The organism is Actinomadura sp. NPDC048021 (genome assembly GCF_040653135.1).
GTDB classification, from domain to species: domain Bacteria; phylum Actinomycetota; class Actinomycetes; order Streptosporangiales; family Streptosporangiaceae; genus Spirillospora; species Spirillospora verrucosospora.
The window spans coordinates 1-19232 of the sequence record NZ_JBEZJQ010000041.1 but is presented as its reverse complement, the minus strand read 5'-3'; the positions used below and the strand labels follow the sequence as shown (position 1 = coordinate 19232).

The following is a 19232-nucleotide window of genomic DNA, read 5'->3' as shown; positions in this document are numbered from 1 at the left end:
GGCGGCGCAGGCCTCCGCCGGATGCCCCGGCGCGCCGCCAATGGTCTAGACCATAGCCCGTGCCAGGGCCCCGCGGCACTTCGTTCGCGGCGACGGCGCCCTCAGCCGGACGGGTCCCGGCCGAAGACGCGGACCCGGCCGCGGAAGGCCGCCGCCACTCCCCCGGTCACGCGCCGCGCCGCGACCCCGCGCGGGCGCGGCGGGGCCTGCCCGTCATAGGACCACCGCACCTCCGCCAGCGCGAGTTCCCGCGCCGCGTCGCCCGCGAGACGGTCCCGGTTCGCGCGCGCGAAGTCCCAGCCGTCCCGGAAGGAGCCGCGCGTCGGGCGCTCGGCGGCCCACGCCGCGAAGACCGCCTTCCAGGACGTCCCGTACGAGGCGGACAGGGCCGGCCATGCGCGGGCGACCTCGCCCGCCCGCTTCAGCAGGATCCCGTGCGCGGCGGCCCGCACCGCGTCGGCGTCGAACCCCTCCGGCATCGGCCCGCCCGCCGTCATGGCCCGGACGAGCGCCTCCTGCGCCGCCGCCAGCCCGGCGTCGAATCCGCTCGTGTCGGATCCGCTCGTGTCGGATCCGCTCGTGTCGGATCCGCTCATGTCGGATCCGCTCATGTGACGGGCTCCAGTCCGGAGGCGGCGGCGACGGCGTCGAGCTCGGCGCGCAGCTCCGCGGCGGGCGGGTAGCGGCCGTCGCGCTCCAGCAGGAGGCCGGGCGGGCGGCGCCGCGCGCACAGCTCCGCGACCAGCTCCAGCACCTCGGCGGGAACGGCGGCGGCGTGCGTGTCGTGGTACCGCCCGCCCTCCTCCGAGCCGCCCGCGACGTGGCAGTAGGCGACGCGGTCCAGCGGGAGGCGGTCGAGGAGGTCCGCGGGGTCCTCGCCGCGGTTGCGCGCGTTGGCGTACACGTTGGCGACGTCCAGCAGCAGGAGTGCGCCGGTGCGCTCCAGCAGCTCGGTGAGGAAGTCGGCCTCGGAGTACTCGGCGTCCGGCCAGTCGAAGAGGGCGGCGATGGGCTCGACGGCCAGCGGGACGGGCAGCTCCGCCTGCGTCCGGCGGATGTTGGCGGTCAGCGCGTCCAGCGCGGCCCGGGTGCGCGGCACCGGCAGCAGGTGCCCGGCCTCGACGCCGCCCGCGCGGACGAACGCGACGTGCTCGCTCGCCAGCGGCGCGCCGAGCGCCTCGGCGCAGGCGGCCAGGTGCGCGACGCGCTCGGCGGCCACGGGCTCGGCGCCGCCCAACGACAGCCGCACCCCGTGCGGGACGATCGCCGCGCCGCGGTCGCGCAGCGCGAGCAGCTCCGGGGCGGGCTCCGCCGGATGCACCGACTCGGCGATCACCTCGGTGAAGCGCAGCCCCGGCAGCGCCCCGACGAACCCGGCGATCTCGGGACGCCAGCCGATCCCCACGCCCAGCCGCATCTCAGCCCCCTCCGCCGCAACCACCGCCCCCTCCGCACCCACCGCCCCCGCCGCAGCCGCTCCCGCCGCCGCAGCCGCTCCCGCCCCCGCACGAGCCGCCGCCTCCGCAGGAGGAGGACGAGCACACCAAGGCGGTCGAGGAGCAGGAGGAGCCCGAGTGGCCGCCGGAGGCGGCCGCGACCCCGGCCATCTCCAGGTACCGGCCGAGCCCCACGGTCTGGGCGAACACCGGGTCGAGCGCCAGGAGCGCGGCCGTGCCGAACAGCGCCACGCCCATGAGCGCGTCGGGCGCCGGCAGCCCGGCGTAGGACGGCTCGTTCGCCGGGTCCAGGGCGGAACGGGACTCCTTGATCCGCTCGACGGCCAGCTCGCCCTCCCGCGTCCGCTCGGCGCCCGAGGCGAGGCCGAGGGCTCCGAAACCGAGACCGATCAGCTCGGCGATCGGCACGAGCTTCGCCGGGAACCCGCCGAAGGCGTCGGGCATGACGAAGGCGACGAAGCCCAGCATCATCCACCCGAACATGACCGCCTGGAGGTTGCGCAGCCGGCGGCGCCCGGCCGGCGCGAGCACCATCCCCTGCGCCGCGAGCCCGTCGCGGAGCCGGTCGAGCTCCGCGCGCACGCCCGGCTCGGCGGTGAGCTCGGCGAGCGTTCCGGCCCGCAGGTGCGCGACCGCCCCGAAGACCGCCGCGTCCAGCGGCGTCCCGGCCGCGCGCGGCCCCGCGGCTGACGGCTCGGTGGCCAGCAGCCTGCCGTCGGCGTAGGCGTCGACCGCGCCGTCCAGCCGCAGCGCCGTGAGCGAGGCGGCGATCGCGTGGCGCCCTCCGCCCCGCAGGTAGGCGACCTCGTAGGGATGCAGATCGCGCGCCGGAGGCCTGCCCCGCCGCATCACGGCGCGCACCCTCCGCAGGACCGCCAGCAGCACGAGCCCGACCAGGAGGTGGGCCGCGAGGAACCCCAGCGCGGGCCCCAGGATCTCGTCCGTCATGACGCGCTCCCGTCGCTCTTCGCCTTCTGGCGTTGAGACGCAGGCGCCGCCGCGGCGGTTCGCCCCGCGCTACTCCTCCTCGTCGAGGCCCTTCTCGATGGCGTAGCGGACGAGTTCGACGCGGTTGTGGAGCTGGAGCTTGCCGAGGGTGTTCTGCACGTGGTTCTGCACCGTCCGGTGGGACAGGACGAGGCGCTGCGCGATCTGCTTGTAGGTCAGCCCCTTCGCGACGAGGCGCAGCACCTCGGTCTCGCGGTCGGTCAGCCGCGGCGCGTCGTCGTCCTCGCGGGCCGGGGCGGCGGCGAGGCGGCGGTACTCGCCGAGGACGAGCCCGGCGAGCCCCGGGGTGAAGACGGCGTCGCCCTCGCCCGTCCGCCGGACGGCGTCCAGGAACTCCTCGCGGGCGGCGGACTTGAGCAGGTAGCCGGTCGCGCCCGCCTTCACCGCCTCCAGGACGTCCTGCTGCTCGCCGCTGGCCGACAGCACCAGCACGCGGACGGGCGGGTCGGCGGCGGCGAGGCGCCGGGTCACCTCGACCCCGCTGAGGTCGGGCAGCTGGAGGTCGACCACCGCCACCTGCGGGCGGGCGGCGGCGGCGATGCGGACGGCGGCGCGGCCCTCCCCGGCGGTCGCGACCACGTCGTGCCCGACCTCGCCGAGGTCGCGGGCCACCGCCTCGCGCCACATCGGATGGTCGTCCACGACCATGACCCGCAGAGGCCGGAGGGGAACGTCGCTCACGGTCACACCCTAGCCCGCGGCACGGTCATCTCGACCTCGGTCCCGTCGCCCTCCGCGGAGACGATCGACACGGTTCCGCCGAGGTCGGCGATGCGGCCGCGGATGGACTGGGCGACGCCGAGCCGCCCGTCCGCCGCGGCCCGGTCCAGCCGCCCGGGAGGCATGCCGGGGCCGTCGTCGCGGACGCTGACGGTCACCTCGCCCTCGCCGTCCTCCAGCAGGACCCACGCGCGGGCCCCCTCGCCGCAGTGCCGCCGGACGTTGTCGAGCGCCGCCGCCACCGCCGCCCCGACCTCCCCGGCGGCGTGGGCGGGCAGCCGCACCTCCGTGGCGGGCGTCGACACCGTCACGGAGGTGGAGGCGTGCCCGGTCAGCAGCGCCCGCAGGTCCGTGCCGCCGCCGGAGGCGTCCGGGGGCGGCGCCGCCGGGCCCGCGCCGACGAGGGCGCGCAGCGCCGCCTCCTGCTCGCCCGCGAGGCGGCCCAGCTCGGCCGCCTCGCCGCCGAGCTCGCCGCCGCGCCGCTGCACCATCGCCAGCACCTGCAGCACCGAGTCGTGGATGCGCCGCGCCAGCCGCTCCCGCTCCCGGGTCGCCGCCTCCAGCTCGACGGCCCGCGCCAGCCGCGCCTCCGCCTCCCGCGCGAGACGCACGACGTGCCCGACGACGAGTCCCGCGAAGAACAGCAGCACGATGCCGTTGAACGTCGTGCCGCCGATGCCGCTCGTCCCGGCGGCCGCGTGCACCAGCAGGTTCGCGGCGGCCAGGACGGCCGCGGCGGCGACGCCCGCCCGCCGCCCGCCCGCGACCGCCCACGCCAGCACCGCGGCCGCCACCCACGACACCGGCAGCGTCGGGCGCCCGGCGGAGATGTTCCCGGCCTCCTCCACCCACGCCGTCGCGAGCACGCACCCCGCCGCGACGGCGAGGTCGGCGGCCAGCAGCGGCCGGCCGCGGCGCGCCCGGCCGCTGCCGGCGAAGGCGGCGGGGCCGAAGGCGAACGACGCGTAGCCGGTCCATCCGGCCATGAGGGCGAGGACGGCCCATCCGCCGAAGGGGTGGGCGTAGCCGCCGTGGTTCATGGCGATCACGACCGCGGCGTAGCACAGGGCGAGCCCGCGGTAGACGGCCACGGCCCGCCACAGCGCGGTCTCCAGGCCCGTCCCGCGCGGCTCAGCCGCGGTCACTCAGCCCTCCGTCGTCGTCCTCGACCGGACGCACCTCCTTGCCGGCCAGCTCCGCCTTCACCTCGGCGGAGTACCGGTCGACGTACTCCTGCCCGGACAGCCGCTGGATCGCCATCATGATCTCGTCGGTGATCTCGCGGAGCACCTCGTGGTCGTCCTCGCGCCCGTAGTAGCGGGAGAAGTCCATGGGCTCGCCGAACCGCACGCCCGGCCGGATCCCGAGCCGCGGGTACGGCCTGCCGGGCGGCATCAGCTCGAACGTGTTGACCATCGCCATCGGGATCACCGGCACCCGCGACTTCAGCGCCAGCCGCGCGACCCCCGTCTTGCCGCGGTACAGCCGGTTGTCGGGCGCCCGGGTGCCCTCAGGGTAGATGCCGAGCAGCTTGCCCTCGCCGAGGATGCGCAGCCCCGTCTGCAGCGCCGCCTCGGCGGCCGAGCCGCCGGTCCGGTCGACCGGCACCACCCCGACGCCGGTGAAGAACCCCTTGCTGATCAGCCCCTTGATCCCCCGGCCGGTGAAGTACTCCTCCTTGCCGATGAAGAAGATCGGGCGCATCAGCGGCAGCGGGCCGAAGAAGTGGTCGGCGAACGACAGGTGGTTGCTCACCATCAGCGCCGGCCCGCGCTTCGGGACGTTGCGCGCCCCCCGGTTCCGCGGCCACCACAGCAGGTACATGACCGGGGAGAGGACGATCCTCAGCAGGATCCAGAACCAGAGCATCGTATGCGGGTACCTTTCCCTCGGACCGGACGCCCCCGCGCGGGCGTGCCCCGGTCCTGGCCGACGGGAGATGATGGGACATCCTCCCACTCTCCGTCCCACCGATCTACCGGCCGGTACCCGTCACCGGGACCCGGTCGCCCCGGCGGCGGGCCGGGAATAACCGTAGGCTCGAAGCGGTAAATCTCAATCGAGTGCGCCGGAGGGCTTGTCCCGGGCGGCGCAGCGAATACCGTGGGACACACGTTTCGGGGTGTCCGGGAGTGCCTCCACGCGGGGGCGACCGGGCACCACATGTCAATGGGGGGAGCGGAGGCCGCCATGCCGGTGCTGTCGGTCACGCCGGAGTCGTCGAAGGAGCCGGCCCCGTGAATCGCCGTGGCAATGGACTGTCAGCGGAGACCTACGCCCCACTGGTCGACCTCGCGCCGCATCTCGCGGACGCGATGCTGTCGGCGCTCGGCGAGGCGGGCGTCGCGGCCTACGCGGCGTCCCCGTCCGGCCTGCCGGAGATCGCCGAGGCGGCGGCGGAGCCGGTCGCCGGCGACGTCCTCGACCGGCTGTACGTGGACGTCGACATGAAGCCGGCCGCCGAGGGCATCCTGCGCGTGCACCTCGCCCGGCTCCGCGAGGCCTCGGCCCGCGGCTCCGACGGCGACCGCGACGGCTCCGAGCTCGCCGACGCCGACCTGCCGGGCCCCGAACGCGCGGACGCCGAGCGCCTCGACGCCGCGGAGCGCGCCGGGACCGGCCTCGCCGACCCGGGCGCCGGCCAGGCGGGCGCCGCCGCCGAGCGCGACGAGGACGCCATCTGGGCCGAGATCGTCGCCGGGTACGACACCGTCCCCGAGGGCGACGAGGTCCCGTGGCCCGACGAGGAGAACATCCGCGAGCCCGCCGACCCCCCGGGCGAGGGCGAGGACCGCACCGGGCGGCTGCCCCGCGCCCGCGTGATCAAGCCGGCCGAGGAGGCGGCGTTCCCGGCCGGCGACGACGATGACGACGAGGGGCACTACGTCCCGCCCCCTCCCCCGCCGCTGCCGAGCGCCGACCCGCTCACCAAGGGCGCCTGGATCGCGCTGATCGGCGGCCCCGTCTACCTGCTGGTCACCGTCATCCTCGACTGGGAGGTCCCCGGCTGGGCGGCCTTCCTCGCCGTCGCCGCGTTCATCGGGGGCTTCGTCACCCTCGTCCTGCGCATGGGCGACGAGCCCCGCGACCCCGACGACGGGGCCGTCGTCTAGGGCGGCCCCAGCTCGGCCAGCACGGGCCGGTGGTCGGTGGCCAGGGCATGGTCGCCGGCGTCGTCGGGCGGCACCCCGCACGCGGTGATCCGCACGGCGGGGTCGGCGAAGACGCCGTCGATGCGGCGCTTCGGGTCGCGCGCGGTGAAGGTGAGCTCCCCGCCCGCCGGAGCGGCCGCGTACGCGTCCTGGAACCGGTCGGCCAGCAGCGACCAGGACGGGCCGCCCGGCTCCTCGTTGACGTCGCCCGCGAGCACGACCGGGGCGCCGTGGCGCTCACGGGCGCGGTCGAGGTGGGCGAGGATCTCGTGGACGTGCCGCAGGCGCGGGCCCTCCGCCAGGTCCAGATGGGTGCTCGCGGCGATCAGGCGGGCGCCGCCGACCTCCAGGACGGCGATCGCGAGGGCGCGGCGGTGCAGGCCCGGGTCCGGCGAGAGCAGGTGGAACTCGCGGGCCACGCGGCGCACGTGCGGCGCGGCGAGGACGGCGAGCCCGCAGGCCCGCCGCCCCGCCGCGATCCGCAGGCCGCAGTCCCGCGCCAGGCGGCGGCGCCGCAGCCGCCACCCCCAGAAGCGCGGGACCTCCTGCAGGCACACCACGTCCGGGGCGTTCGCGCGGACGACGCGGGCCACGGCGGCCGGGTCGTCGCGCAGCGACCGGACGTTGTAGGAGAGCAGCCGGACGGCGGCCACGCCTAGACGATCACGTCCTGGAACGGGCGGACGCGCGCCAGGTCGGCGGCCCCGACGATGCCCGCCGCGGAGCCCAGCTCCGCGATCCGGATGTCGGGAAGCGGGCGGTGGCCGCGACCGGTCAGGGCGTCCTCGAACGCGGAGCGGATCGGGTCGAGCAGCAGGTCGCCGGCGTCCGACAGGCCGCCGCCGATGATGAAGGCGCCCGGGTCGAGGATCGCGCTGAGATCGGCCAGACCCTGGCCCGCCCAGTGCGCGATCGTCCGGAAGCACTCCAGCGCCGCCTTGTCGCCCTCCCGGGCCGCCTGCGACACCTCCGGGCCGCTGATGCCCTCGGGCCGCCCGCCGCCGAGCTCCAGCAGCCGCCCCGCCATCGCGGGCGCCACCCGGGCCAGGTCGCGCGCCTCGTGCACGAGGGCGTTGCCGCTGGCGTACTGCTCCCAGCAGCCGCGGTTGCCGCAGCCGCAGCGGCGCCCGTCCGGGACGACCCGGAAGTGCCCCATCTCCGCGCCGATGCCGAACCGGCCCCGGTACAGCTCGCCGTTGATGATGATGCCGCCGCCGATGCCGGTGCCGAGGGCCACCAGGACGAGGAAGTTCTCGCCGCGCCCGGCGCCGAACCGGGCCTCGCCCCACGCGGTGGCGTTGCCGTCGTTCTCCACGACCACCGGCAGCCCGACGAGGCTCTCCACCTTCTCCTTGATCGGCTCGTCGCGCCAGGCGAGGTTCGGCGCGAACAGCACGGTGGAGCGGGTCTCGTCGACGAAGCCCGCGGTGCCGAGCCCGACCGCCGCGACCTCCTCGTACTTGCCCTTCAGCAGGTCGACGACCTCGGCGATGGTCTCGGCGGTCTCCTTGGGGTTGGTCGAGGGAGTCGGCCGGCGGACCTTCTCCAGAATCGTCCCCCGGTCGTCGACGACCCCCGCGGCCACCTTCGTGCCGCCCACATCCACGCCGATGGTCAGGGCCATGTAACCCTTCCTCCTCCTCGCGTCGCCCCTGGCTGGAGCCACTCCCGCTCTACCCGATGTCGATGGGGCCGCCGGTGGCGGCCGACCACGGGTCGCCCGGATCGGGACGTTCCGACCGATCGGACGTACCCGCCCGCGCGCCCTCCGACGCCTCCGGCGGCCCGGTCCGGTCGGACCCGCGCGTCCGGGGGGACCCCTGCGCCCGGTCGGGCGCGCGGGTCCGGTCGAACGCCGCCGCCACGTCCAGCGCGGCGGCGACCAGGGACCGCCCGGCCTCGCGCAGGTGCCGTCCCACGTCGCCGCCGGACTCCCGCTTGATCGCGATGGCCCGGCAGACCGGGCAGTCGCGGCACTCGGGGGCGCCGGTGGCGATGTGCGGCCCGCGGGCGCGCCCGCCCGGCCCGCCCGCCGGCTCGTCGGCGATGGCACGGTCCCACACGTCCCCGGCCGGCTCGTCCCGGCCCGCGCGCTCGTCCCGGCCGCCGCCCATCCGCCTGATCAACGCGTCGACGAGCTTGGCCGCCTCGTCCAGGACGTCGCCCGGCTGGTCGCTCATGTCTCCATCTTCCATCCGTCGTCGGCGTGAACGGTATCGCCTCCGCGCCGTGTTCAGGCCACCGCCCGCGGCGGGATCAGCCCTCCACGTGGCGCCTGAGGCCCTTGAGGGCGGAGTCGATGATCCGCTTCTCGCCCTTGCGCTTCACCATGCCGATCATGGGGATGCGGACGTCCACGGCCAGCTCGTAGGTGACCTCGGTGGCGCCGCCCTCCTCCGCGAGGACGTAGGAGCCGTGCAGCCCCGTGACGACCGTGCCCGGCTCCACCAGCTCCCACGTCACCCGGTCGTCGCCCTCCCAGGTGTAGGCGAGCCCGACGGTGTCGCTGAACGGGCCGCCGTCGAACGTGAGCCGGGCGCGGGCGGCCCGGCCGTCCTCGCCCGTCTCCTGCACGGTGAACTCGCGGATGCCGCTCGCCCACCGCGGGTACGCCTCCAGATCGGCGATCACCGCCATGATCTCGGCCTTCCCGGCCTTGACCGTGATGGAGGAACTCGTGCGGTCCGCCATCTGCGTCTCCCTCCGGCTCGCCCCGAACCCCTGCGGGCCCGCTGTCCCTAGAGAAGTATGGTTCACACCGTCAGGACGTAGGGCACACCGCGCGCGCGGAAGTGCCCGACGTTCACGCATTCGGTGCGGCCGATGCGGATCCGGCTCGCGAGCGGCTGATGGACGTGCCCGAACAGCACGTACCTCGGCTGCGTGCGGTGGACGGCCTCGAGGACGGCCTCGCTCCCGCGCTCGAACCTGCGCGCCACGGTGTCGTACAGCAGCTCGGGGACGGCGGGCGGGATGTGGCAGCACAGCACGTCCACCTCGCCGACCGCCTCGACCTTGGCCGCGTAGGCCTCCTCGTCCAGCTCGTAGGGGGTGCGGTACTCGGTGCGCAGGCCGCCGCCGACGAACCCGAACCGCAGCCCGCCGATCTCGGTGGTCTGGCCGTCCAGGACGTGGTGGCCATCGCGCAGGTGCGCGTCCCACAGCCGGGGGACGTCGACGTTGCCGTAGGTCAGGTACGCCGGGGCGGGCATGGCCGCGAAAAGCTCGGCGTACTGGCGGTTCACGGCCCGCTCGATGTGCGGCCGGGCGTCCCCGTCCAGCGAGGCCCACAGGCCCCGGGAGAACTCGCGGGCCTCGTCGAAGCGCTTCTCGGTGCGCAGCCCGATGAAGCGGTCGGCGTTGTCCTGGCCGAACAGGTCGGCGAAGATCCCCTGCCCGTGGTCGTGGTAGTCGATGAACAGGATCAGATCGCCCAGGCAGATGAGCGCGTCCGCGCCGTCCGCCGCGCCCGCCAGCGCGTCCGCGCGGCCGTGGACGTCGCTCACCACATGGATCCTCATGAACCGAATGTAATAGCGCCGACCGCCGGAGTGAACGGGCGGGTCATGACGTTCGGCGCGACGTGGGCCGTTCGCAAAGGCTCGGTCGGCGGAGGGCCGTCAGCCGGCGGCGGCCGCCACGAGCGTGCGCCACTCGCGCACGAGCACGGGGTCGACCGTCGCGTCCCAGTCGCCGTCGGGACGCACGGCCGTCCCCACGTGGAAGGCGGTGACGCCTGCCGCGGCGAGAACGGCGACGTGCTTGCGGCGCAGCCCGCCCCCGGCCATGATCATCTTGGCCGCGGCGGGGTCCCCGACCGCGCGCCGCACGAGGACGTCGACCCCGGCGTCCACGCCGCGGGACGAGCCCGCCGTCAGCACCGTGTCGAGGCGGCCGCCGAACGCGCGGACGACGCCCCACGCCTGGGCGGGGTCGGCGGCGTGGTCCAGCGCCCGGTGGAAGGTCCAGGGCAGCGGGTCGGTGTCGGCGGCGAGCTTGCCGGTGGCGCCCGCGTCGACGTGCCCCGAGGAGTCGAGGAAGCCGAGCACGAACCCGTCGGCGCCCGCGTCGGCGAGGCCCGCCGCGGCGCGCCGCAGCCGGTCCAGCTCGGCCCCGGTGGTGCGGAACCCCGCGTTGGCGCGCAGCATCACCCGCATCGGCACGGACGTGGCCGCCCGGATCGCCGCGACGAGATCGGGGTCGGGGGTGAGCCCGTCCGCGGCCATGTCGGCGACGACCTCGACGCGGTCGGCGCCGCCCTCCTGCGCCGCGCTCGCGTCGTCAACGGTCAGCGCGATCACTTCGAGCAGCGACATGGCGACCCCCGGAACCCGTTGGCGGTGTGCGACCGGGTCAAGGGTAGGCGACCCGGCGGCGCGCTCCGGGGGCCGCCGGGCGGTCTTTGCCGTGCCGTTAACAGCCGCCGTTCGCGGCGGTGTTGCTACTCGTGGGTATCATGCGGCAACGGAGGAGTTCACGCGCCGCCGGCCGGACGGCCCGGCGCGCCCGGGGCTCCCCGCCGTCCTCGAAGACCGACGACAGGAGTGGGCCGTGCGCGAGTTCAGCGTCCCCGCGATGGTGGAGGTCCCCGACTCCGCCACTCTGACCGACGCGCCCTTCACCCGGGCCGTCGAGGAGCCGGGCCGGATCGTGCTGCGGCGCAAGAGCGGCGACGCGTGGAGCGCCGTCACCGCGGCGGAGTTCGCCGCCGAGACGGCGGGGATCGCCAAGGGCCTGGCCGCCGCCGGCGTCGAGCCCGGCGACCGCGTGTGCCTGCTGTCGCGGACCCGCTACGAGTGGACGCTCCTGGACTACGCGATCTGGGCGGCGGGCGCGATCTCCGTCCCGATCTACGAGACGTCCTCCGCCGAGCAGATCGAGTGGATCGTCGGCGACTCCGGGGCCAGGGCCGTGTTCGCCGAGACCGACGAGCACGTGGCGACCGTCGCGGGGCTCCGGGACCGGCTCCCCGGGCTGGCGCACGTGTGGGGCATCGACGCGGGCGGCGTCGCGGAGGTCGCCCGGCTCGGCGCGGACGTCGGCGACGACGTCGTCGAGGAGCGCCGCCGCTCCCGCTCCGCCGCGGACGTCGCCACGCTCGTCTACACCTCCGGCACCACCGGGCGCCCCAAGGGCTGCGAGATCACCCACGGGAACCTGGTGTCGACCGCCCGCAACGCCGTGCAGGGGGCGATCGCCGAGGTCGCCGTCGAGGGCAGCTCCACGCTGCTGTTCCTTCCGCTGGCCCACGTGTTCGCCCGGCTGATCGAGGTCGCCACCATCGAGGGCGGCATCGTGCTCGGGCACAGCGACGTCCCGAACCTGCTGCCGGACCTGGCCTCGTTCCGGCCGACGTTCCTGCTGGCCGTCCCCCGCGTGTTCGAGAAGGTCTACAACGGCGCCGAGCAGAAGGCCGCGGCCGACGGCAAGGGCAAGATCTTCAAGACGGCGGCCGACACCGCGGTCGCCTACAGCCGGGCGCTGGACGGCGGCGGCCCCGGGCTCGGGCTGAAGGCCCGGCACAAGGTCTTCGACGTGCTCGTGTACCGCAAGCTGCGCGCCGCGGTCGGCGGACGGGTGCAGTACGCGGTGTCCGGCGGCGCCGCGCTCGGCGAGCGGCTCGGGCACTTCTTCCGCGGCGTCGGGATCACGATCCTGGAGGGCTACGGCCTCACCGAGACGACCGCGCCCGCCGCCGTCAACCGGCCCTCCGCCCTCAGGATCGGCACGGTGGGCCCGCCGATCCCCGGCGTCGACGTGCGCATCGCCGAGGACGGCGAGGTCCTCGTGCGCGGCGTCAACGTCATGCGCGGCTACTGGAACAACGAGGCCGCCACCAAGGAGGCCCTGGAGGACGGCTGGTTCCACACCGGCGACCTCGGCTCCCTCGACGAGGAGGGCTTCCTGCGGATCACCGGCCGCAAGAAGGAGATCCTCGTCACCGCCGCGGGCAAGAACGTGGCGCCCGCGCCGCTGGAGGACCGGCTCCGCGCGCACCCGCTGATCAGCCAGTGCCTCGTCGTCGGCGACGGCCGCAAGTTCATCAGCGCGCTCGTCACCCTGGACGAGGAGGCGCTCGGCCCGTGGAAGGCCCGGCACGGCAAGCCCGAGGCGATGACGGTGGACGAGCTGCGCCGCGACCCCGACCTCGTCGCCGAGATCGAGGCCGCGGTCGCCGACGCCAACAAGTCGGTCAGCCACGCTGAGGCGATCAAGAAGCACGTCGTCCTCGGCGTCGACTTCACCGAGGAGGCCGGGCACATGACGCCGAGCCTGAAGGTGAAGCGCAACGTGGTGATGAAGGACTTCGCCGACGAGATCGACGCCCTCTACACCGGCTGAGCCGGGGCGGCCCGCGCGGTCAGGCGCCCGGCACGCCGCCGGACGCGGGACGCAGGGCCGCGACGGCGTCCCCGATCGGGGTGGAGCCGTTGAGCAGGTCCAGCGTGAGGCGGCGGACGTCGCCGGCGTCCAGCAGCGCCGCGATGACCGCCGCCACGTCGTCGCGGGTGACCGCGCCGTGCCCGATCGGCGGCTCGGCCAGCGCCACCAGCCCGGTGGGCGGGTCGTCGGTGAGGCGGCCCGGCCGCAGGATCAGCCAGTCCAGGGCGTCGCGGCGCCGCAGGTCGTCCTCGGCCGCGCCCTTGGCCCTGATGTAGGCCTCCCAGACCTCGTCGCGCCCGGGCGCGGGCGGCTCCCCGGCGCCCATCGCGGAGATCTGCACGAAGCCGCGGACGCCCGCGCGCTCGGCCGCGTCCGCCGCCAGCACCGCCGCGCCGCGGTCGACGGTGTCCTTGCGCGCCACGCCGCTGCCCGGGCCCGCCCCGGCGGCGAACACGACGGCGTCCGCGCCGGTCAGGTGGTCGGCCACCTCGTCGAGGGTCGCCGACTCCAGGTCGCACACGACCGGTCCCGCGCCGGTGTCCCGGACGTCCCCGGCGTGGCCGGGATTGCGGATGATGCTCAGCACGGTGTCCCCCCGTGCGGCCAGCAGCCGGGACAGCCGCAGTGCGATCTGCCCGTGCCCGCCCGCGATCACGATGTTCATGCCGCGATCGTAGGACGCGGCGGGCCCGGACGCGCGGACGCGCGCCCGGGCCCCCGCGGACCGGTTCCGCTCAGCGGCGGGGCTTGATCCGCGTCCCTGCCCGGGAGCCGTTGATCGCCTTGACGGCCTTGGCCATCAGCTGGTCGTCCATCACGTTGATGAGGTCGCCGTGGTCGGTGACCGGGTCGTGGCCCGACTCGGGGAAGCTGTCCAGCGCGAACGCCAGCGGCTTGGCCGGCAGGTTGTAGGCCAGGGTCATGCGCAGCTGCGGCACGGCCTTCGTGCCCTGCGGGCACTGCCCCGTCCGCGGGTCCGCGAACCGGATGTGGTCGCGGTGGTTGGCGCTGTCGGTGTTCTGGCCGTCCCAGCAGCTCGGGAAGTTCAGCACGCGCTCCACCTTGCTGCCGCGCGGGCACAGCGGGTACCTGTCGGTGAACGCCCGGTTCTCGAACCCGCTGCACGTCCAGCTCGCGTGCGCGTTCTTCAGGCCGTTCGTCACGGCCTTGGCGTCACCGGCGACGACGCGGATGAACCGCGGCATCGCGGTCACCTTGGCGCGCGGGTTGCCGAGGTACTGGATCCTGACGCTCGACGGGGTGACGATGCTGCCGACGTTGCCGTCCGCCTGGCTCTGCTGCGCCCGGTCCGAGGTGTCCTGACCGGCGCGGAGCCGGATCACCGGCCAGAAGTAGGCCGACTTGTCGCCGTTGGTGCACGTCGTCCCGGCGGCGGCGAACGTCTCGTCGGTGGAGAACGCGTTCGTGTCGAGATTGCCGACGTAGTCGTGGATGTGGTGCGCGCCGTTCACGACGCCCGGGGCGGCGAGCACGTTGTCGGGGTTGCTGTGGGCCTGGCCCTTGTTCACGCCGCAGCTGGACGCGAACACGCCGGTCGAGGCCTGGCGGCCGCGGCGGGGCTGCCGCACGCGCGGCGCCTTGCGGATGTCGACGAACTGGTCCGCGCGCAGGCTCGGATTCGCCGGAGCCTGCCCGCCGTTCTGGCCACCGTTCTGGCCGCCATTTTGGCCGCCATTTTGGCCGCCGTTCTGGCCACCGTTCTGGCCACCGTTCTGGCCGCCGCCGGGCTGCTGGCCGCCCTGCGGGTCGGCAGGCGGAGTCGTCTGGCCGCCGTCGATCGGGCCGCCGTCACCCATCTGACCGCCGTCGCCCATCTGACCGCCGTCACCCATCTGGCCGCCGTCGCCCATCTGGCCACCGTTCTGCTGGCCGCCCTGGGGGGCGGTCGGCTGCGCGGCGGGGTCGGTCGGCTGGGCGGTCGGGTCCGCCGCCGCGGCGGGGATCCCCTGGTAGACCGTCGCGACCAGGGTCAGCGCCGGGATCAACGCGGCGAAGGCTTTCTTCTTTCGTCCCATCGAAAAACTGCTCCCTTTGCGGGGTCTCCGTCAGTGCAGAGCGCGCCTGGGAACCAGGCCCGTGCTCTCCAGCAGCGACATGTGCGTGTTGACGAATTTCAGGCACCGTTCGGCGAACGCGCGGATCTCGGTGTTCTCGGTCGCGGCGCGCACCTTGGCGATGACCGTGAAGACCTGCCCGTGGGCGGCACGCAACCGCAGCACGAACGTCTTGTCATAGTCGGCGCCGTATTTTCCCGACATCTCCCTCAGCCAGCTCTTCTGGCTGCCGTTGGGCTCGTTGGGAAGCAGCACGCCCAGTTTCTGCGCCTCGGCGCGGGTGTCGGCGTCCAGCTGCATGTGCTGGCGCATGATGATCTCGCCGACCTCCTTCACCCGGGGGCTGGAGGCGCGCTGCGCGGCCTGCTGCCCCGCGGGCATCTCCCAGAGGCCGGCCTGCCGGACCTTCACCAGGAGCTGCCTGTCCAGAGTGCTGAGCCGGCCCCAGCGGGTGTTGACGGTGCCACCGAGGTTCGCCGCGCCGCTCGCGGGCGTGCCGACCGGGCTCATGACGACCGCGAAGGCCGCCACGACGGCGGCCGCGGCCGCCAGCACCAGCAGCAGGCGCCCCTTGCCGAGGCGCGGGAGCGTCCGCTTTCCGGCGATTCCGTAGGATTTCCTCAAGGGCTCTCGTCCCTCCTTCCAAGGATCTCTCGACGGACCCGGCGCGGGTTCGTCCGGAGATACGCAGCGGAACACCCCGGGGGTTCAACGATGTCCACCTGTTGTCATTTCTTTCTGCGCCCGGAATTCAACGCCGCGAGGGCGCCCCGGGGACTCCGCCGACGACGCGAAGCGCCAATGCGGGGCACATCGCGACCGCCTTCTGAACGTCCTTCTCCATCCACGACGGAATGTCGGTGCCGAGCACGACGGGAAAGCCGTACCGGTCGAGCTGGATAAGCTCGGGCACGAGGTAGGCGCACAGGCCGTGCCCGTCGCACCGGCTCCAGTCGATCGCGACCCGCCCCTCCGTGCCGTCCGGCACCGGCAGCGGCAGCACCCCGTAGGTCGACTGGCCGCACCCGCCTCCCCACCGGTGCGCGTCGATGTCGGCGGTGAAGGCCTCCATCGCCGACAGGACGAACCTGGCCGTCCCGTCGGGGTGGGTGCAGGCGCCGCGGCCCCGGCCGACGCCGGCGGCGCGGCGCACGCCGTCCACCGTCCCGGCCCCCTCGGTGAGCGCCATCAGGGACCGGACGACGTCGGGCAGCCCGAGCCGGCACGGCCCGCACTGCCCGGCGGACTGCGCCGCGAGGTAGGAGGCGATCCGGGTCACCTCTCCGAGGGGGCAGGTGCCCTGGGTGAGCGGCAGGATGATCCCCGCGCCCACCGTCCCGCCGACGCGGCGCATCCCCGCGCGCGACAGGACCGCCCGCGACACCGCGGCCGGGTCGAGCCACATGCCGTGGTAGCCGCCGACGAGCACGCCCGGCGACGCCGGCACCCCGCAGTGGTCGAGGACGGCCCGCAGCGGCGTGCCGAGCGGCGCCTCCACGACCTGCGTCCCGCCGATCGTCAGCAGCGTGGTGCCCGGCTCGTCCTCCGTCCCGGCCGAGGCGTACAGGTCGGGGCCGAGGGAGACGAGCACCGCGAGCTGCGCGAACGTCTCGGTGTTGGACAGCAGGGTCGGGAAGCCGTCCACCCCCGAGTCGGACGCGCGGACCTTGACGCCCGGCGGGATCGGCGTCTCCCCGTTGATCGCGCGGATCACCGCGCCGCTCTCCCCGGAGATGAACCGCTCGGTCAGCCGCACCACCCGGACCGGCATCCGCCGCTCGCTGATCGCGGCGCGGACCGACCGGGCGGCCTCGTCGCTCTCGACGGCCAGCACGATCCGCTGGGTCCCGAGCGCGCTCGCCGCGATCTGCGCGCCGTCGAGCACCAGGTGCGGCGCCCTGCCGAGCAGCACCTTGTCCTTGGCGCTGCCGGGCTCGCCCTCGGCGCCGTTGACCACCACGACGACGTCCTCGCTGGACCCGCGCTCGTCGCCCCTCTCGCCGGGCAGCAGCGCGGTCCGGTCGGCGGTCGGGTGGTCGACCCGCGCCGCGACCGCCATCAGCTTGCGGGCGAACGGGAACCCCGCCCCGCCGCGTCCCCTCAGGTCGACCTGCTCGGCCATGCGCACCAGGTCGTCCAGCGCCGGCGCGCGGAGCCTGCCGTGCACCGCGAGGTGCCGGTCGAGGTCCAGCCGGTCGAACCGGTCGAACCCGAGCGTCAGCCGCGGCCCGCCGATATTGGAGACGGTGACGGTCGAGGTCATCGGAGGACCTCGGTGTCGCGGTCCGGTCCGGTGACGGGCATGCCGCGCGGGTCCGCGACGGTCTGCCGGGAGTCCGCGAAGTCGCGCGGGTCGCCGAGGTCGCGCGGATCGTCGAACGGGTCCTCCGCCGCCCGGGCGCGGGCCCTCGCGGCGGCCCGCCCCTCCTCGTGCTCGCGCGCCGCCATGGCGCGCCGGTCGCGGCGGCGGCCCGCGCCGTCCGGCAGCGAGAACGCCTCGACGTCCTCGCCGGCCCGGTGGACGTCCCGCGGCCTGATCACCACGACCATGCGGGTGACCAGGGCGAGGACGACGAACACCACGCTCATCACGTAGCTCAGCACGACCCACGGCGCCGCGGCCCGTCCGGTGATCAGGCCGTGCACGATCGCGAGCGGCCAGGACACGTAGGCGACGGCGTGCATCGACCGCCACACCCAGGCCTTGCCGCGGAACGCGAACCGCGCCCGCAGCAGCCCGGTGACCACGATGAGGAGCATCAGGTCGGAGGCCAGGGTGCCGAGGCCGATCGCGCCGGCGTCCGGCACCACGACCTGCACCGGCAGCGCGAGGCCGCTCATCACCTTCACCGTGACGTGCGCGACCAGCATCGCCGTCGCGACGACGGCGGAGGCGCGGTGCACCGCCTGGGCGAGCACCCGGTGCCGGATCTTCAGGATGAGGCGCTCGGTGGCCAGCAGCCCGCTCATCACCGCGGTGGTCAGCGCGACCAGCGCGAAGACGCCGGCGTAGAAGCTGAGGAAGTACTGCACGTTCGCGACCGCGACGGCACCCTGCGGGGTCGCCGCGCCGACCAGCACCAGCACCGCGCCGGCGAGCACCACGCGCAGCGCCCAGGTGGGCACCGCGGGATCATCACTGTTGCGAATTCGCACCGCTCGGACTCCTGTTCTAGGTGGCGGCCGGCGCCGGGGCGCCGGCCGGTCCGGCGCCGTCCTTCTCCGGCTTCTTGCCGGGGGACGGCGTTGACGACGGAGAGTCGTCCGCGGCGGGGACCGGGCCGAGGTTGGCCAGCAGGCCCCCGGGAAGCACCTGGAGGACGCCGCGTTCGGCGAAGCCGAGGAGCGGCTTGGCGCGCTCGCGGAACGTCCAGCCGCCGATCTCGGCGCCGTCGAGCGGGACCGCACCGCCGCCGCGGCGCAGCCCGAACGCGACCTCGGCGCGGGGCGCGGCCGCCCCGCCGCAGGGCCGCCCGGAGCCGGTGCGGCCGAGCGCGTCGCCCTGCTCGACGACGCTGCCGTCGCGCAGCTCGGTCACGCCCCGCATCCCGTAGTAGGTGGACGCGAGGCCGCTCGGGTGGATCACCATGACCACCGCGCCGGCCTGGCTGGAGCAGAACCGGTAGAGGCGCCCGCCGCCGGCGGCGAGGACACGGCCGTCGCCGCCGGAGAACGCCAGCGACGCCAGCGGGCGCGCCGCCACGGCGTCGTCGGAGGTCGTCATCGACCACGCCTGGCCGGTCTTCCACGGCAGCATCAGCCGGTCGCCCGCCCGCGTCCCGTTGACGAGCGTGGCGGCCTGCGCGGCGCTCAGCGCGCCGTACCTGCGCAGGAGCCTCGACTCCGCCGGCGACATGAGGTCCGCGGGGGCGGCTCCGAGGAGCGAGGCGAACGCCGTCGCGCCGGACAGCCCGACCTGCCACTGGCGGCCCGTCCAGTGGGCGGCGTAGAAGGCGAGCTCGGGGCCGGCCGCGCTGGCCTCGGGAACCGGGATCGCACTGGTGCCGAAGACCCAGGTGCGGTCGGCGCTCTGGCGGGTGGCGCCCACGAACGGCTGCCGTGTCAGCGCCGCCCCGTAGGCCTGCCGCGCCGCGGCGCCCCGCTGCGCCAGCGTCAGCCGGCGGACCTGCGTGGCGAGGACCCCGAGATCGGGCCCCGCCGGAGCGGTGGCCGTGCCGCCGCCGGCCACCGGCCGCCGCTGCGGCTGCTGGGGCCGCGCGGGCGTGCCGGCGCCGGGCCTGGACGGCTTGATCGCGCGCTCCGAGCCGACCGGGCCGGAGGACCCGCCGACGGGGCCGCCGTCGAGCAGGGCCCGCTCGGCGATGCCCAGCAGGGACAGCCCGACCGCGGTGGACAGGACGATCGCGCCGATGCTCAGCCGGTCGGCGGGCCGCCTGCCGCGGCGCGGCGTCGCCTTCGGCCCGGGACGCGGCGGC

At 75.2% G+C, this 19232-nt stretch carries 20 protein-coding genes; 2 read left to right on the top strand and 18 right to left on the bottom strand.

What is annotated here, in order from left to right; translation table 11 throughout:
- Positions 1-101: 101 nt before the first annotated feature.
- From AB0C87_RS40325 to AB0C87_RS40300, 6 genes are all read right to left on the bottom strand, one after another.
- Complete coding sequence (locus tag AB0C87_RS40325; protein ID WP_360581826.1) at positions 102-596, bottom strand: hypothetical protein; 495 nt, start codon at positions 594-596, stop codon at positions 102-104.
- An 11-nt stretch (positions 597-607) separates the two neighbouring features.
- Positions 608-1417, bottom strand: coding sequence for a DUF692 family multinuclear iron-containing protein (locus AB0C87_RS40320; RefSeq protein ID WP_353834741.1), 810 nt, complete (start codon positions 1415-1417; stop codon positions 608-610).
- A gap of 1 nt (position 1418) precedes the next feature.
- The gene (locus tag AB0C87_RS40315; protein WP_360581825.1) at positions 1419-2405 is read right to left on the bottom strand and encodes a TIGR04222 domain-containing membrane protein; all 987 of its coding nucleotides are present in this window, start codon (positions 2403-2405) and stop codon (positions 1419-1421) included.
- 69 nt (positions 2406-2474) lie between these two features.
- Entirely contained in the window at positions 2475-3113 is a 639-nt protein-coding gene (locus AB0C87_RS40310; RefSeq protein ID WP_345185954.1) for a response regulator transcription factor, read from the bottom strand.
- 35 nt (positions 3114-3148) lie between these two features.
- The gene (locus tag AB0C87_RS40305) at positions 3149-4330 is read right to left on the bottom strand and encodes a DUF5931 domain-containing protein (RefSeq protein ID WP_360581824.1); all 1182 of its coding nucleotides are present in this window, start codon (positions 4328-4330) and stop codon (positions 3149-3151) included.
- Complete coding sequence (locus AB0C87_RS40300) at positions 4317-5054, bottom strand: lysophospholipid acyltransferase family protein (protein ID WP_345185877.1); 738 nt, start codon at positions 5052-5054, stop codon at positions 4317-4319. The genes AB0C87_RS40305 and AB0C87_RS40300 overlap by 14 nt, the downstream gene beginning before the upstream one ends.
- 368 nt (positions 5055-5422) lie before the next feature.
- Here AB0C87_RS40300 and AB0C87_RS40295 point away from each other — a divergent pair, with 368 nt between their 5' ends.
- Positions 5423-6298: a hypothetical protein gene (locus AB0C87_RS40295; RefSeq protein WP_345185876.1), complete on the top strand. Its 876-nt coding sequence runs from the start codon at positions 5423-5425 to the stop codon at positions 6296-6298.
- Here the strand turns inward: AB0C87_RS40295 and AB0C87_RS40290 are convergent.
- From AB0C87_RS40290 to AB0C87_RS40265, 6 genes are all read right to left on the bottom strand, one after another.
- Positions 6295-6990, bottom strand: coding sequence for an endonuclease/exonuclease/phosphatase family protein (locus AB0C87_RS40290; protein WP_345185875.1), 696 nt, complete (start codon positions 6988-6990; stop codon positions 6295-6297). The genes AB0C87_RS40295 and AB0C87_RS40290 overlap by 4 nt on opposite strands.
- 2 nt (positions 6991-6992) lie before the next feature.
- On the bottom strand, positions 6993-7961 hold the full coding sequence (locus AB0C87_RS40285) for an ROK family glucokinase (RefSeq protein WP_179842911.1): 969 nt from the start codon (positions 7959-7961) through the stop codon (positions 6993-6995).
- A gap of 49 nt (positions 7962-8010) precedes the next feature.
- Positions 8011-8517: a hypothetical protein gene (locus AB0C87_RS40280; RefSeq protein WP_345185872.1), complete on the bottom strand. Its 507-nt coding sequence runs from the start codon at positions 8515-8517 to the stop codon at positions 8011-8013.
- 76 nt (positions 8518-8593) lie between these two features.
- A complete protein-coding gene (locus tag AB0C87_RS40275) occupies positions 8594-9028 on the bottom strand; it encodes an SRPBCC family protein (RefSeq protein ID WP_345185869.1) in 435 nt (144 codons plus the stop codon).
- 62 nt (positions 9029-9090) lie between these two features.
- Positions 9091-9858, bottom strand: coding sequence for a metallophosphoesterase (locus AB0C87_RS40270; RefSeq protein WP_345185865.1), 768 nt, complete (start codon positions 9856-9858; stop codon positions 9091-9093).
- Between the two features lie 99 nt (positions 9859-9957).
- Positions 9958-10653 carry a copper homeostasis protein CutC gene (locus AB0C87_RS40265; protein WP_353835503.1) on the bottom strand — a complete coding sequence of 232 codons (696 nt, stop codon included), beginning with the start codon at positions 10651-10653 and terminating at the stop codon, positions 9958-9960.
- A 235-nt stretch (positions 10654-10888) separates the two neighbouring features.
- Between AB0C87_RS40265 and AB0C87_RS40260 the strand changes: the two genes are divergently transcribed.
- Positions 10889-12679, top strand: a complete 1791-nt coding sequence (locus tag AB0C87_RS40260) for a long-chain fatty acid--CoA ligase (protein ID WP_360581823.1) — start codon at positions 10889-10891, stop codon at positions 12677-12679.
- Between the two features lie 19 nt (positions 12680-12698).
- Here AB0C87_RS40260 and AB0C87_RS40255 read toward each other — a convergent pair whose 3' ends face one another.
- The 6 genes from AB0C87_RS40255 to AB0C87_RS40230 form a co-directional block, all read right to left on the bottom strand.
- Complete coding sequence (locus tag AB0C87_RS40255; RefSeq protein ID WP_360581822.1) at positions 12699-13385, bottom strand: NAD(P)H-binding protein; 687 nt, start codon at positions 13383-13385, stop codon at positions 12699-12701.
- A 70-nt stretch (positions 13386-13455) separates the two neighbouring features.
- A complete protein-coding gene (locus tag AB0C87_RS40250; RefSeq protein WP_360581821.1) occupies positions 13456-14757 on the bottom strand; it encodes a DUF1996 domain-containing protein in 1302 nt (433 codons plus the stop codon).
- Positions 14758-14787: 30 nt separating this feature from the next.
- Positions 14788-15420: a DUF4142 domain-containing protein gene (locus tag AB0C87_RS40245; RefSeq protein WP_345185837.1), complete on the bottom strand. Its 633-nt coding sequence runs from the start codon at positions 15418-15420 to the stop codon at positions 14788-14790.
- A gap of 127 nt (positions 15421-15547) precedes the next feature.
- A complete protein-coding gene (locus AB0C87_RS40240) occupies positions 15548-17059 on the bottom strand; it encodes a ferredoxin (protein WP_360581820.1) in 1512 nt (503 codons plus the stop codon).
- Positions 17056-17922 carry a hypothetical protein gene (locus AB0C87_RS40235; RefSeq protein WP_360581819.1) on the bottom strand — a complete coding sequence of 289 codons (867 nt, stop codon included), beginning with the start codon at positions 17920-17922 and terminating at the stop codon, positions 17056-17058. Before AB0C87_RS40235 ends, AB0C87_RS40240 begins: the two co-directional genes overlap by 4 nt.
- 46 nt (positions 17923-17968) lie before the next feature.
- Positions 17969-19232, bottom strand: a 1264-nt coding sequence (locus AB0C87_RS40230; RefSeq protein ID WP_360581818.1) for a hypothetical protein, incomplete at its 5' end; no start/stop codon positions are given.

Excerpts from the sequence above, each read along its gene's own strand:
- AB0C87_RS40325 (WP_360581826.1), bottom strand. The coding sequence starts at position 596 with ATGAGCGGATCCGACACGAGCGGATCCGACACGAGCGGATCCGACACG.
- AB0C87_RS40320 (WP_353834741.1), bottom strand. The coding sequence starts at position 1,417 with ATGCGGCTGGGCGTGGGGATCGGCTGGCGTCCCGAGATCGCCGGGTTC.
- AB0C87_RS40315 (WP_360581825.1), bottom strand. The coding sequence starts at position 2,405 with ATGACGGACGAGATCCTGGGGCCCGCGCTGGGGTTCCTCGCGGCCCAC.
- AB0C87_RS40310 (WP_345185954.1), bottom strand. The coding sequence starts at position 3,113 with ATGGTCGTGGACGACCATCCGATGTGGCGCGAGGCGGTGGCCCGCGAC.
- AB0C87_RS40300 (WP_345185877.1), bottom strand. The coding sequence starts at position 5,054 with ATGCTCTGGTTCTGGATCCTGCTGAGGATCGTCCTCTCCCCGGTCATG.
- AB0C87_RS40285 (WP_179842911.1), bottom strand. The coding sequence starts at position 7,961 with ATGGCCCTGACCATCGGCGTGGATGTGGGCGGCACGAAGGTGGCCGCG.
- AB0C87_RS40280 (WP_345185872.1), bottom strand. The coding sequence starts at position 8,517 with ATGAGCGACCAGCCGGGCGACGTCCTGGACGAGGCGGCCAAGCTCGTC.
- AB0C87_RS40275 (WP_345185869.1), bottom strand. The coding sequence starts at position 9,028 with ATGGCGGACCGCACGAGTTCCTCCATCACGGTCAAGGCCGGGAAGGCC.
- AB0C87_RS40270 (WP_345185865.1), bottom strand. The coding sequence starts at position 9,858 with ATGAGGATCCATGTGGTGAGCGACGTCCACGGCCGCGCGGACGCGCTG.
- AB0C87_RS40265 (WP_353835503.1), bottom strand. The coding sequence starts at position 10,653 with ATGTCGCTGCTCGAAGTGATCGCGCTGACCGTTGACGACGCGAGCGCG.
- AB0C87_RS40255 (WP_360581822.1), bottom strand. The coding sequence starts at position 13,385 with ATGAACATCGTGATCGCGGGCGGGCACGGGCAGATCGCACTGCGGCTG.
- AB0C87_RS40250 (WP_360581821.1), bottom strand. The coding sequence starts at position 14,757 with ATGGGACGAAAGAAGAAAGCCTTCGCCGCGTTGATCCCGGCGCTGACC.
- AB0C87_RS40240 (WP_360581820.1), bottom strand. The coding sequence starts at position 17,059 with ATGACCTCGACCGTCACCGTCTCCAATATCGGCGGGCCGCGGCTGACG.